The sequence below is a fragment of the Clostridium sardiniense genome (assembly GCF_050584765.1).
In the GTDB taxonomy this organism is placed as follows: Bacteria; Bacillota; Clostridia; order Clostridiales; family Clostridiaceae; genus Clostridium; species Clostridium sardiniense_A.
In genome coordinates this window covers 674,425-687,966 of record NZ_JBNOOR010000002.1, presented here as the reverse complement: position 1 = coordinate 687,966, position 13,542 = coordinate 674,425, and the positions used below count along the sequence as shown (strand labels likewise).

General features: G+C 28.7%; 5 protein-coding genes. All 5 read left to right on the top strand.

The genetic code is table 11. The features are described from left to right. Positions 1–21 precede the first annotated feature (21 nt). On the top strand, positions 22–699 hold the full coding sequence (locus ACQPUW_RS12870) for a response regulator transcription factor (RefSeq protein WP_430837903.1): 678 nt from the start codon (positions 22–24) through the stop codon (positions 697–699). Then, complete coding sequence (locus ACQPUW_RS12865; RefSeq protein WP_430837902.1) at positions 692–1,783, top strand: sensor histidine kinase; 1,092 nt, start codon at positions 692–694, stop codon at positions 1,781–1,783. The genes ACQPUW_RS12870 and ACQPUW_RS12865 overlap by 8 nt, the downstream gene beginning before the upstream one ends. A gap of 152 nt (positions 1,784–1,935) precedes the next feature. Beyond that, entirely contained in the window at positions 1,936–2,862 is a 927-nt protein-coding gene (locus ACQPUW_RS12860) for a DMT family transporter (RefSeq protein WP_430837901.1), read from the top strand. Positions 2,863–2,908: 46 nt separating this feature from the next. Further along, the gene (locus ACQPUW_RS12855; protein WP_430837900.1) at positions 2,909–4,186 is read left to right on the top strand and encodes a serine dehydratase subunit alpha family protein; all 1,278 of its coding nucleotides are present in this window, start codon (positions 2,909–2,911) and stop codon (positions 4,184–4,186) included. A gap of 333 nt (positions 4,187–4,519) precedes the next feature. Beyond that, positions 4,520–13,081 carry a GH36-type glycosyl hydrolase domain-containing protein gene (locus ACQPUW_RS12850; RefSeq protein WP_430837899.1) on the top strand — a complete coding sequence of 2,854 codons (8,562 nt, stop codon included), beginning with the start codon at positions 4,520–4,522 and terminating at the stop codon, positions 13,079–13,081. The last annotated feature ends 461 nt before the right edge of the window (positions 13,082–13,542 follow it).

Genomic DNA, 13,542 nt, shown 5'->3' with positions numbered 1-13,542 from the left:
AGGATAGGAGGATACGTAGAAATGTATAAGGTACTTATAGTTGAAGATGAAGAGAATATGGTTTCATTTATACAGATGGAATTAAAATACGAAGGATATGAAGTTGATGTTGCAAATGATGGGAGACTTGCTGTAAGTATGGCTTTAGAAAATGATTATGATTTAATCCTTTTAGATTTAATGTTACCTGGAATAAATGGATTAGAGGTTTGTAGAAGAGTAAGAAAAGAAAAGGATACTCCAATTATTATGTTAACAGCAAGAGATAGTGTTATGGATAAAGTTACAGGGCTTCAAACTGGTGCAGATGATTATTTAGCTAAGCCATTTGCTATTGAAGAATTATTAGCTAGGATGGAAGTTATCTTTAGGAGAGTTACAAAACCTAACAAAGAAGCTGAGATGAAATTTAAAGATATATCATTAGATATTGAAGGTAGAATGGTCAGAAAAGATGATGAAATAATAGAGCTTACCAATACAGAATTTCAGTTACTACTAACCTTCATGAAAAATAAAAATAGGGTTTTAACTAGAGAAGTATTATTAAATAGTGCATGGGGATATAATTCAGAGGCTGAAACTAATATAGTTGATGTATATGTTAGATATGTTAGAAATAAATTAGATAAATCAGATAAGGAGAAATATATTCAAACAGTTAGAGGCGTTGGATATGTAATGAGGGATAATGATTAAAGAGAAGTATAAAAATCTACCTATCTTTTGGAAGATAACTGTAGGCTCTATTATAATCTTTATGATATTTTTGATTTTTATAACTATAGCTCAAGCTACTGTATTCTTTGAGTGGTTTTTTGATCATAAAAATAAGTATGGAATAGATCTTAAAATATTTGAAGATATATTCGAATCTTACGGGTATTTGATAATAATTACTACAATACTTGGCCTAATAATAAGTATTATAGGAGGTCTTATTATATCTAGAGTGCTACTTAGCAATATAAGAGAACTAACTAACACAATGAAGGAAATAAAAGATGAAGGAAGACTAGATAGAAGAGTAAAGGTTAGTAATAGCAATGATGAGATATCAAAACTTGGAATAGTTTTTAATTCATTAATGGATGATGTTGAAAATTCATTTAATAGAGAAAGAAGATTTGTTCAGGATGCTTCTCATGAACTTAGAACTCCATTAACTATAATAAAAGGACATTTATCATTATTAAATAGATGGGGAAAAGATGATAAAGAAGTATTAGATAAATCAATTAGGGCAAGTAGTGAAGAAGTTGATAGGTTAATAGTTCTAGTTAATGCTTTATTAGATATTTCAAAATTAGATAAAGTTGATGAAATGATAGAAGGAAATTGTAGTATAAGAGAAGTTACTGATAGTGTATTAAATGACTTTTCAGTAGTACATAAAGATTATAACATTACTTGTAATTATAATGGTTTAACTTTATTTCCTATGAAAGATTTGCACATAAAACAGCTACTAATAATTTTAATAGATAATGCAATTAAATATTCAAAGGATAGAAAAGATATAAAAATAGAATTTGAGAATAAATGTGGATATAGTATATTAACTGTTGAAGATTCAGGAATTGGAATACCTGAAAAAGATATACCTTTATTATTTGATAGATTTTATAGAGTAGATGAATCTAGAAATAGTAAAACTGGTGGGAATGGTCTTGGGCTTTCAATCGCACAGAGAATAGTAACAATTTATGGTGGTACTATATCTGTAGAGAGTAGACCTTCAGTAGGCTCAAAGTTTACTATTAAAATTCCAGAAAACAGATAAAATGAATACTTTTTACCCCCCTAAATAAAAAATATAATAAAAGTTGAAACAATTAATTGACAATGAAAATATAGATAATTAGAATGAGTAATTGGACATAGAAATTAGAAAGAAATTTTAATTACTAATAATATTATTTAGGGGGTAAATTTATGAAAAATTACAAGGGAATATTATTTGCGATTTTAGCATCAGTAGCTTTTGGCTTAATGCCTATATTTGCTAAGTTTGCGTATATAAATGGATCAAATCCTAATACAGTATTATTCTTTAGATTTGCAATAGCATCATTAGTATTACTAGTGTATTTATTATTCAAAAAGGTATCAATAAAAGTAACTAAAAAACAATTTTTATTACTTTTTCTTACAGGGATTATAGGATATACAATAACAACTCAAACATTATTTATGTCATATAATTACTTAGGTGCAGGACTAGCTACTACATTACATTTTATTTATCCAGTCTTTGTATGTATATTGGAATATGCTTTTTTTAAGCAAAAGATGAGCAGAAGTAAGTTGATTTCATTAATATTGGCAGGCTTTGGAGTTTATGCATTAATAGCATTTGAAAATAATACGTTAAGTGCTTTAGGGATATTTTTAGCATTATTCTCAGGAATATCTTATGGAGTCAATGTAATAATGTTAGCTATGAAACAAATTGCAGATATAGACAATAGAGTAATAACAATGTATATAACATTTGGAGCGGCAGTTGGAATGTTTATATATAGTCTTATAAATGGTTCATTGATTACAAAGATTACGATTAACTTAGGTATATCATATATCTTAATAGCTGTAATATCTACAATACTATCAATGATATTACTATTAAAAGGAATAGAGATGATTGGTGCTTCTTCAACATCAATTCTTGGAACTTTTGAGCCTATTGTTAGTATAATAATGGGAATTATATTATTTGGAGAAGAGCTTACTTTTGCACTTGTTATAGGAACAGTATTAATACTGATATCAACAATTATTTTAGCTAGAGATAAATCAGGAGATGAAACTATTGAGGAAATAATTGAAGAGAAGAATCATTCTATAGGTCTTCAAGGCTAAAAGTGCTATAATTAGGTCATAACATAGGGGAAGAGGGGAACAGATTATGAGAAGAGAATTTTTAGATATATTAAGTAAAGAAATACTTCCAGCAGAAGGATGTACAGAACCTATAGCAGTAGCCTATGCAGTTTCAATTGCGGTAGAAAATTTAGATGAGAAATTAAGTGATATAGAATTATTACTTAGTGCAAATATTATAAAAAATGCTTTAGGAGTTGGAATTCCTGGAACAGGAAAAGTAGGTATAGAAATAGCAGCTGCTTTAGGTGCTATTATAAAAAAATCAGATAAGAAGCTTGAAATATTATCAGATTTTTCTAAAGAACAATTAGAAGAAGCAAATAAGATTGTGGAAGATAAAATAATTAAAGTATTTCAAAAAGATACTTCCGAGAAACTTTATATAGAAGTAATTGCAAAAGGAGAACATGATATTTCTAAGGTTGTAATTGCAAAAGATCATACTAATGTTGTATTGATACAAAAAAATGAAGAGGTTATCTTAGATAATCAAGAAGACTCATTGGAAAAAGGAAGTAAAGATTCAAGTTGTGCAAGTGGCCTATCTATTGAAGAAATATATAATTTTGCAACTAATATGCCTTTTGAAGATATAAAGTTTATATTAGAGGGCGCTAATATGAATAGAAGAGTGTCAGATGAAGGATTAAAAGGTGGATACGGTTTAGAAGTTGGAAGTAAAATAATAGAAGACAAAGGCTTTAATCTATTTACAAATAATCTGGCAAATAGAGTAATTGCAGCAACAGCAGCAGCTTCAGATGCTAGAATGGATGGATGCTCAATGCCTATAATGACGACTGCTGGATCAGGAAATCAAGGAATTGCTTGTTCAATGCCAGTAGCTGAAACTGGAAAGGTATTAGAAAAGTCAGATGAAGATATTGCAAGAGCATTAATTATAAGTAACTTAATGACTATCCATATAAAAGAGTATATAGGAAGACTTTCACCTCTTTGTGGTGCAGGTATTGCAGGGGCAACAGGTGCTTGTTGTGGTATAACATATCTTTTAGGTGGAAGTCTTACTAATCTAAAGCATGCAGTAAATAATATGATATCAGATGTTATAGGCATGATATGTGATGGTGCTAAAAGTACATGTGCTTTAAAGATTGCAACAGCAACAAATGCTGCAATTCAATGTGCAACTCTTGCAATGAATAATATATCTCCATCATCAAAGGACGGAATAATTTTTGAAGATGCAGAAGATACAATAAAAAATATTGAAGTACTAGTTAAAGACGGATTAAGCAATGCAGATAACACAATACTAAATATAATGCTTAGAAAATAATATGATTTAAAAGTTATTCACTATATAAAGACTCAGTGCATAAAACAATTTTATGTTTTATGCACTGAGTCTTATTTTTTATCCACAGATATGTTAATTAGTATTCCTTTAAATGTTAATTTATATAGATAAATAAGAGAGTATATTAATGATTTATAACGTAATTTTATATTTTCAATATTAATTTATGCAGATAAATAAGTTAAGTATAGAGAGCTTATTTATAAATAAGAATAAAACTATTTTCATAATTAAATATTTATAGGTAATTATTTTTTAGTTTTTGGTAAAAACTATTGCTACAAGTAAAACTTTGCAAAGGAGAAGATTATAGTGGATAAAAACAATTCATTAAATTGCAGAAAGAACGTCATTAATGAGCTAAAGCTTAGTTTTATGAAAATAAAAGATACTTATAAGTATATTAAAGTTTTATCAAATGAGGGTGAAGAAATAATTGGTTCTGGAGAATGGCTTTTAGATAATATCTATCTTATTGAAAAGGAATATAAGGCTATAAGGACTAATATGCCAAGAGCGTATTTTGAAAATCTTGTTATAGAGGAAGAATCAAGTGGAAGGGTTCCTAGAATATTTATATTAGCTAGAGAAATGATAAGAGAAAATAAAGGAAGGGTTACAGAGGAAGAAGCAATATCTTTTATTCTAGAAAAAAATAAAAGACTTAATATGGGAGAATTATGGGCGTTTCCATTAATGCTTAGGGCAAGTCTTATAATAAATATTTCAAAGGTTACAGATGAATTAAAGAGTATATATAAGGATAGAAAAGAGGGAAGGGAACTAGCTTATAAAGTAATTTCAGTAAAGAATAATGAAAATAGATTAAATATCTTAGAAAAAATTAATGATAGGTCAAAAGTATTTACGGAAGAATTTTATAAAGTTTTAAAAGATAACTCTATTGAAGATGAAGAAGTATATAATATTGCCGTTTCTAAAGTGGATAAAGATAAGCAAGATAAAAACTTAATAAGAAGTTCTTTTATGGAAGGTTCATTAGAGGATACTATAGGGTCATCTATAGCATCTCTTAGAGAGATAGATGGGATAAATTGGAGAAGATTTTTTAGTGAGACATCAATAGTAGAAAAAACACTTATGAAGGATCCAGATAGAACTTATGGAAAAATGGATTTTAAGTCTAAGGATTATTATCGTCATAAAATAGAAAAGATATCTAGAAAATATAAAATCGAAGAAGAGTTGATTGCAGAAAAATTAGTATTTCTTGCAGAAAGAGCAAGGGAATCAGGAAAGATTGGATGTAAAAGTCATATTGGATATTATCTAATTGATGACGGTATAAGACAATTAAATAAAGAATTAGGTTCAAGAGTAAACATAAAGAACAAATTTAGTCCAAATATGTTCTGGCTTATAAATGTGATTGGAACACTACTTATAATTTTTATTGTCTTATCTCTAGGATATTTATCAGGTATTGAATATGAAAGACATCAGTATATTTTAGCTGGAATAATACTAATTATTCCGGCAAGTGAAATAGTTGTTAATATAATAAATTGGATTACATGCAAGATGGTTCCTATGAGGCACGTTCCCAAAATAGATTTGAGGAATGGAATAGGAGAGGCTCAAAAGAGTGTAGTTATAGTTCCAACCATTATAAACTCTATAAATAGTGCAAAAGAAATGGTAAAAAAATTAGAGGTAATATATCTTGCAAATAAAGAAGATAATTTATATTTTGCAATTCTCGCAGATTTTCCAGATAGTGATAATGAAATTAAAGAGAATGATAAGATAATTAATGAAATTACAATAAGAGAAATTAATAGATTAAATAGAAAGTATTGCATAGATACAGGGGATAAGTTTTTCTTCCTTAATAGACAAAGAATATATAATTCTCATGAGGGAGTATTTATGGGAAGGGAGAGAAAAAGGGGAAAGATAATGGAGTTTATTGCACTATTAAAGGGAGAAGAAAATGAACATACCTTTAATGTTATTAGTAGTTCTGTAGAAGAACTTAGAAGTGCAAAATACATAATAACACTAGATTCTGATACTTTTATGCCAAGAGGAGTTGTTAAAAAGCTTATAGGTGCGATGATGCATCCTCTAAATAGAGCAGTATATAAAGATAATGTTGTAAAAAGAGGATATACAATAATGCAACCTAAAGTTTCTATATCTTTAGAGAGTAAAAATAAAAGTGAATTCTCAAAGATTTTTGGTGGAGAAGGTGGTGTTGATGGATATTCAACAGCTTATTCAGATACGTATCAAGATTTATTTGGTGAAGGGTCATTTACAGGTAAGGGAATAATTGATATAGATGTATTCTATAGAGTATTAAAGGATGAAATTCATGAAAATAAAGTATTAAGTCATGATTTGCTAGAGGGGTGTTATACAAGGAGTGCTTTAGTTACAGATTGTGAGTTGATTGATAACTATCCATCCTCATATCTTGCAAGTGCAAAGAGATTACATAGATGGGTTAGAGGTGACTGGCAGCTATTACCATGGTTGTTTTCATCTAAATTATCTATGTTATCAAAATGGAAGATATTCGATAACTTAAGGAGAAGCTTACTGGCACCATCACTTATGATAGGAGTTGGAATTACACTTCTTTTATTAAATAGAGGAATAGAAGTAACTATTCTTTTATTCTTGGCTTTAATAATGCCATTATTATTTACTATTACAGACTTTGTAGTTACTCCTAAAAATAAATTAATTGGAACTATAAAAACATTAAGGCAGATAGTCTTTATTATAAGCTTTATACCTTATCAGACTTATATTATGATAGGTGCTATTTTAAAAGCATTATTTAGATTATTTATTTCTAAAAATCATTTATTAGAGTGGCAAACGGCTGAAGATGCCGAAAGAACAGTTAAAAATACAATTGGATATCACTATGAAAAAATGTGGTTTTCAGTAATAGCTGGAGCATTGTTTATAGTTATTAGTTTTAGGTCATCATTAATCCTTGGAGTGATTATAAGCATATTATCTATTGTATGGATTTTATCACCTGCATTAGCATATAAGATTAGTAAAATTCATAAAGAAGAAAAAGTTAATCTAAGTGATAATGAAAGAGACTACTTAAGATGTATAAGTAGAAGAACATGGGCATATTATGAGGATTTTGTAAATAGTGAAAATAATTATTTAGCACCAGATAATTATCAGGAGAAACCTTATAAGGGAGTTGCAAATAGAACATCACCAACTAATATGGGGATGGGACTTATATCCAATATAGTTGCATATGACTTAGGATATATACCTTTTGGAGAAGTTGTAGACAGAATAGAAAATATATTAAATGGAATGAATAAACTTGAAAAATATGAAGGTCATTATTTAAATTGGTATGATACAAAAACAGCAATGCCTTTGTGGCCTAGATATGTCTCAACAGTAGATAGTGGTAATTTGTTAGGTTATTTATGGGTTTTAAAGGAGACTCTGAAAGAATATAAGAAAAAACCATTAATAAGAAAAGAAGAACTTACTGGGCTAAAAGATATTTATAGAATTTTAAAGATAGATAGTGATGCTACACTGGAGAGGCTAGATAGAGAAGACGGAAAAGAATATATTCTAGTACTTGAAGATGAACTTAAAAAAGTTAAAAAAATAAAAGAAGAAAATAAAGATAGAGATGAAGAGTTTAAGTATTGGATAGATAAATTAGAAAATGAAATCAAAACCAAAATAGACTATGCAGATTATTTTTTTGATGGAGTAAACAAAATTTTATCAGAATATTTTAAGAAAAAAAGTCCATCTCTCTTAGAGCTTAAAGAAGAGATAAAAGGAATGGCAGAATACTCAGGAGAAGACTTTAAAAATATACTAAATGAAAAGATAATAGAATTAGAAAGCTTTGAAGATAGAGTAGATAATTTAATTTTAAATATAGAAAGTATAATGGATGAAATGAATTTTTCTATATTATATCAAAAGGATAGAGAACTATTCTCTATAGGTTATAACTTAGAAGAGGATTCTTTAGGTAATTCTTATTATGATTTATTAGCATCAGAAGCAAGAATTACATCATTCTTAGCAATAGCTAGAAATGAAGTTGATACTAGTCATTGGTTTAAGCTAGGTAGAGCAATGACTAATGCATTTAGAGGAAAAAGTTTAGTTTCATGGAGTGGAACTATGTTTGAATACTTTATGCCAAATCTTTTAATGAAAAGTTATAAGGGAACACTTTTAGACTTAACTTATAGATCAGTTATAAAAGCTCAAATTGCATTTGCTAGGAAGAAAAAGGTACCTTGGGGAATATCTGAATCAGCATATTATCAATTTGATATAGGAGAAAATTATCAATATAAAGCTTTTGGAGTGCCGGGAATAGGTTTAAAGAGAGGTCTTGAAGATGAGATAGTAGTATCACCATATTCAACTTTAATGGTATTACCTTGGGCAAAAGATAGATGTATAGAAAATTTAAAGTTACTAGAGAGTCAGGGGGCATTAGGAAGATATGGCTTTATAGAAGCTATTGATTTTACTCCAAATAGAATAAATAAAATATTAAGTGAGGAAGTAATATTAGATGATCAAACTGATGAAATAGTAGAAGAATTAGAAGATAAGCAAATAAATAAGCAAGTAAAAGTAGTAGATGATTATGAAGACTATGAAGAGAATGATACAGAAGGAAAGAGTCGTAGGATAAGGTCTGGGGGTAAAAAGGTTAAATGCTATATGGTTCATCATTTAGGTATGTCGTTCTTAAGCTTAGATAATATATTAAATGATAATATACTTCAAAAGAGATTTCATGATATACCAGAAATAAAGGCAACAGAGATATTACTCAAGGAAAAAGTCCCAGAATATATAACTTTCGAAAGAGATATAGAAGTTCATCATGAAAGAAAGAGACTTGAAACAGAGGACTTTGTAAAAAGAGTATATAAAGGTGCACTAAGAGATAATCCAGAAGTTTTATTATTATCAAATGGAACATTTTCAAGTATGATCACTTTAACAGGAAGTGGTTATTCTAAAAGAGGAGAAGAGCTTCTTTATAGATGGAAAGGAGATACTACATCAGATAGTAGTGGATTATTTTTCTATATAAAGAATCTAAATTCTAATGATTATTGGAGTGCTACTTATGAGCCTTGTAAGAGTGAAGGGGAAGATTACACTGTAGAATTCTCTATAGACAAAGGCGAATTTAGTAAAAAGGAAGGCTCTATAGAAAGCAAAATGGAGATAGTTGTATCACCGGAAGATAATTTAGATATTAGAAAGATAACATTAAGAAATACTGGTGACAAAGGAAGAAGTATAGAAATAACAAGTTATATGGAGATAACCTTAGCTAGCTTTGAAGGAGATTCTGCTCATCCAAGTTTTTCAAATCTTTTTATAGAAACTGAATATGATAATGAAAGCTCTACATTACTTGGAAAGAGAAGAGCTAGAGTACCAAGTGGAAAAGTACCATACATATTCCATAAGGCAATAACATCAAGTGATTTAGAAGGTTCAGCAAGTTATGAAACATCAAGAATTAATTTTATAGGTAGAAACAGAACTTTAAAGTCGCCAGTAGCACTAGATAATGATAATTCATTAAAAAATACTGTAGGAATAGTTTTAGATCCTATCATGAGTATAAGAAATGGAATCAGATTAGATGCAAATGAAGAGAAGGTAATATACTTTATAACAGGTGTAGCTGATGATAGAGAAGAAGCTATAAGAATAGCTAATGATTATAGCGATGTTAATAGGTTAGATTCAGTATTTAGAATTTATAATAAATCAATGCAAGTACAACTTAGAAATCTTGGTATTAAGTCATCACAAGCTAATATATATCAAAGCTTAGCTTCCTATATACTTTTCTTAAATGATGGAAGAGAAGATAGAGAAGAATATATAAGAAATATAAATAAGCACCAAAAGGACTTATGGGCTTATGGAATTTCTGGAGATATAAAAATTGCTATGCTTGTTGTCAAAGATGATGATGATATAGATATTATTAGGTCAATGATAAAAATGCATAATTACTTCATAAGCAAAGGTCTTAAAGTGGATTTAATAATATATAACCAGGAAGAATTAAGTTACGAACAGCCCCTTCAAAAGAGTATATTGCAATTAATAAATACCTTAAGTGATGGTGAAATTTTAAATAAGCCAGGTGGAATCTTTATTCATAATAAAGCCAGCATGAGTGAAGAGATAAGAGATTTTATAATTGGAATTTCATCTATATATATAAATAGTGAAAAAGGAACAATATTAACTCAAATGAAAGGGTTAGAAGAAAAGCGTGAAACTACAAGAAGACATAAGGAATTATCAGAAAACAATGTAACAAAGGTAGATATACATGATAATTCTATAGGAGGTAATGGTGATTATAATTATGATTTTGATAATAAAATATCTGATAATGATTATGAAGTAGGTAACCAGCATGAAGAAAACAATGAAATAGAAGAGATAAAGAAAAATTTAGATTTCTTTAATGGTTATGGTGGATTTGATAATAGTGATGGAAGTTATGTAATAATACTTGAAGATTATAATAATACACCAGCTCCGTGGATAAATGTAATTTCTAATGAAAACTTTGGATTCCATATATCAGAGATAGGTTCATCTCATACTTGGTGTGGAAATAGTAGAGAGAATAAGATAACACCTTGGAATAATGATTGGGTTCAAGATACTTTAGGTGAAGCTATATACGTTAGAGATAATAAGGATGGCAGATATTTCTCAATAACTCCTAAACCAGTTAGGGATGAAGGGACATATATAATTCGCCATAGCTTTGGATATTCAAGTTTTAAGCATACTTCATGTGGAATTAAGAGTACAATGACAACATTCTGTCCAAAGGAAGAAAGAGTTAAAATTCAAAAAGTTATATTAGAGAATACATCAGAAGAAGAAAGAGATATATCAGTATTTTACTATGCTCAGCTGGTTCTAGGAGTTTTAAACTACCAAACGGCTAGATATATAAGTACATATAATAAGGGAAATTACATATATGGTAAAAATCCTTACTCTGAATATTTTGGAAGATTAAAAGCTTATTCAACTATATTAGGAGGGGAAAGTTTAAGTTTCACTTGTGATAGAAGAGAATTTATCGGAATTTCTGGAAGTTTAGAAGAGCCACTAGGATTAAAATATGAAAACTTACAAGAGAGTTTTGGAAGTGTTCTAGACCCATGTTTAGTTACACAATGTAATATAAAGCTAAAGCCAGGAGAAACTAAAGAATTAATTATACTTTTAGGTGAAGAGGAAGATGAGAAAGGTATAGAAAAAATAATAGAAAAGTATAATAATGTATCAAATGCTGATGAAGAGTTAGATAGAGTTAAGAAATATTGGGGTGATTTCCTAGGAAATATAAGGGTAAAAACTCAAGATAAGTCGATGGATTACTTGTTAAACGGTTGGCTACTTTATCAAAATTATAGTTGTAGATATTTAGCTAGAACTGCATTTTATCAATCAGGAGGAGCATATGGATTTAGAGATCAACTTCAAGATTCAATGTCTATAGGGCTGATAGATCCTAAGATAACTAAAGATCAAATTATAAGAAGTGCATCAAGACAATATCTTGAAGGTGATGTACAACACTGGTGGCATCCTATAATAAATAGTGGAATAAGAACAAGATTCTCAGATGATTTATTATGGTTACCTTTTGTTACAGCTGAATATATAGATTTTACTGGAGACTACAGTATATTAAATGAAAAAGCACCTTATCTAGAGGATGAACCTTTAAGAGAAGGTGAAGATGAAAGATATACTATAGTAAATCAATCAAGAACAGAAGGAACTATATATGAGCATTGTATAAAAGCTATTGAAAGAGGATTAAGATTTGGTGATCATGGAATTCCATTAATGGGTAGTGGAGACTGGAATGATGGTATGAGTACAGTTGGAAATGAAGGAAAAGGAGAGAGTGTATGGCTTGGATGGTTCCTTTATAAGATACTAACAAGTTTTGAAGAGATATGTATTCATATGAATGATAATGAAAAGAAAGATAGATATATAAAAATGAAAGAATATATTAGAGAAAATCTCGAGAAGAATGCTTGGGATGGTGGCTGGTATAGAAGAGCATACTTTGATAATGGAATGCCATTAGGATCAAGAGAAAATGGAGAGTGTAAAATAGATTCATTAGCTCAAAGTTGGTCAATAATATCAGAAGGTGGCAATTTAGATAGAGCAAAGGAAGCTATGGAAGCTGTAGATAGAAACTTAGTTGATGAAAACCTGGCATTAATAAAACTTTTGGCACCACCTTTTGCAAACTCAAAAGAAGAGCCGGGGTATATAAAGGGATATGTTGCAGGTGTTAGAGAAAATGGTGGCCAATATACTCATGCAGCAACTTGGGTTATATTAGCACTTACAAAGCTTGGGATGGGAGATAAAGCTCTTAGATACTTTGATATGATAAATCCAATAAATCATACAAATACAGAATTAGAATGTAGAAGGTATAAGTTAGAACCATATGTTATGGCAGCAGATGTCTACATAAGAGAGCCTCATGGTGGTAGAGGTGGTTGGAGTTGGTATACTGGAACAGCTGGTTGGATGTATAAAGTTGGTCTTGAGAATATACTTGGATTTAAAGTTTATAGAGGGGAAGGTTATAAAATAACTCCTTGTGTTCCTAAGTCATGGAAGGAATTTGAGATAAATATAAATAGAGAGAAAGAAGAGTATAACATAAAAGTTATAAAATCAGATAAAGATAAAATAATTATAAATGGAAAAGAAATAGACGGAGATATAATACCAAAGAATTTAGGAAAAGCTAACATAGAGTTATATTACAAGGAAAAATAAATAAAATCAGCCTCTATAGATAAAAAGAGGCTGATTTTTATAATTTAAAAGTTAATATTTTATAAACAAATAAAAAAAACTAAAATAAATATAAAAAATGAACAAAAATATAATATTAAATAAGGATAAAAAAGTAATTTTTGTTAAATGATTATCAATCATTATGTAGAGAGGTGATTAAATGAGAGAATAAAATAAATTATTAGTATATAAATAGAGGCTTTTAATTATAGGTTTATGAATATGTGAGCATGTAATTCTTGAGATAATAAGAATAAAGATAATCTCTATAAATTATTAAATAATATGAAAATATATAAAATTATAAATATTTAATAAATTATTATAGAATAAAGAAAAATGTTAAAAATTTATCTAAATTGACAGGCAATTTTTAAAGTGCAATAATAAAAATAAATGAATAGTAAACATTTACAACAAAATATATTACATAGGGGACG

Coding starts and splice junctions, on each gene's coding strand:
- ACQPUW_RS12865 (WP_430837902.1), top strand. CDS start 692: ATGATTAAAGAGAAGTATAAAAATCTACCTATCTTTTGGAAGATAACT.
- ACQPUW_RS12870 (WP_430837903.1), top strand. CDS start 22: ATGTATAAGGTACTTATAGTTGAAGATGAAGAGAATATGGTTTCATTT.
- ACQPUW_RS12860 (WP_430837901.1), top strand. CDS start 1,936: ATGAAAAATTACAAGGGAATATTATTTGCGATTTTAGCATCAGTAGCT.
- ACQPUW_RS12855 (WP_430837900.1), top strand. CDS start 2,909: ATGAGAAGAGAATTTTTAGATATATTAAGTAAAGAAATACTTCCAGCA.